1 protein-coding gene and 1 pseudogene are annotated in these 1,523 nt (G+C 71.3%); both read left to right on the forward strand.

All coding sequences use genetic code 11. From position 1 onward, the window contains the following. A partial coding sequence (locus ACOADB_RS04315) for a phosphotransferase family protein (RefSeq protein WP_378596694.1) occupies window positions 1-1,054 on the forward strand: 1,054 nt, incomplete at its 5' end. A 25-nt stretch (window positions 1,055-1,079) separates the two neighbouring features. Continuing rightward, window positions 1,080-1,523 (forward strand): annotated as a pseudogene (locus tag ACOADB_RS04320) (acyl-CoA dehydrogenase); the annotation flags it as partial.

The following is a 1,523-nucleotide window of genomic DNA, read 5'->3' on the forward strand; positions in this document are numbered from 1 at the left end:
GCCGACTCGGGCGACCGATGGTCTGATGGCCTTCGACCTCGCCCCCGTTGCGCGCTGGATGGACGGGCAGGGGCTCGGGAGCGGCCCGCTCGAGTCCGTCGCACCGATCTCGGGCGGCACGCAGAACGTGATGTTGCGGTTCGAGCGCGCCGGTCGTCCGTACGTCCTGCGGCGTGGGCCCGAGCACCTGCGCCCGCGCAGCAACGACGTGATCCGGCGCGAGTGCCGGGTGCTGGGCAGCCTGCGCGACACCGCCGTGCAACATCCCGCGCTGATCGCCGCGTGTGACGACGAGTCAGTGCTCGACGGCGCCGTCTTCTACCTGATGGAGCCGATCGACGGCTTCAACGCGAGCGTCGCGCTCCCGGCCCTGCACCAGGGGGACGCCGCGATCCGCCACGAGATGGGGCTTCGGCTGGTCGACGCCCTCGCCACGCTGGGCGAGGTCGACCACGTCGCGGTCGGGCTCGGCGACTTCGGCAAGCCCGACGGGTTCCTCGAACGGCAGGTGCCGCGGTGGTTGGCCGAGCTCGCGTCGTACGACGCCTTCCCGGAGTACCCGGGGCCCGACATCGGACCCGTCGACGAGATCGCGCAGTGGCTCGACGCGCACCGCCCCACCAGCTGGCGGCCGGGCATCCTGCACGGCGACTTCCACGCCGCCAACGTGATGTTCTCCCGGACCGGCCCCGACGTCGTTGCGGTCGTCGACTGGGAGATGTGCACCATCGGCGACCCGCTCCTCGACCTGGGCTGGCTGCTCGCCACCTGGCAGCTGCCCGGCGCGCCCGACGAGTTCGCCGGGCCCCTCACCCGCGCCGGCGGACTCCCCTCCGGCCGCGAGCTGATGGAGCGCTACGCCGAACGCAGCACCCGCGACCTGTCGTCGATCGACTGGTACGTCGTCCTCGCGTGCTTCAAGCTCGGGATCATCCTCGAGGGCAGCCACGCCCGGGCGTTGGCAGGACTCGCGCCCCGGGACATCGGCGACCGGCTGCACCAGACCACCTTGCGCCTGTACGAGCGCGCCCACGAACTGATCCAGCAGACCTGAACCGTGCCTACGTGAAAGAGCAACCATGATCGACTTCGAGATCCCCGCCGACCTTGCCGCACGACGCGACGAGGTGCTCGCGTTCGTCACCGAGAAGGTGGTGCCGTTCGAGAAGGACCCGCGGGTGACTCCGCACGGCCCGACCGAGAGCCTGCGCAACGAGCTCGTCGCCCTCGCCCGGGAGGCCGGCCTGCTCACCTTCCAGGCTCCCCGCGACGGCCGCGCTGCTCCGACGCACATCGAGCAGGCGATCCTGTTCGAGGCCGCCGGATGGTCGTTCCTCGGCCCGGTCGCGCTCAACTGTGCGGCTCCGGACGAGGGCAACATGTTCCTGCTCGACAAGATCGCCAACGCGGAGCAGGCCATGCAGTTCCTGCGTCCGGTGGTCGAGGGCAGGCAGCGCTCGGTGTTCGCCATGACCGAGCCCGACGGCGCCGGGTCCGATCCGCGGCAGCTCGCCACCACCGCC

The sequence above is a fragment of the Nocardioides sp. CPCC 206348 genome (assembly GCF_048654705.1).
Taxonomy (GTDB): Bacteria; Actinomycetota; Actinomycetes; order Propionibacteriales; family Nocardioidaceae; genus Nocardioides.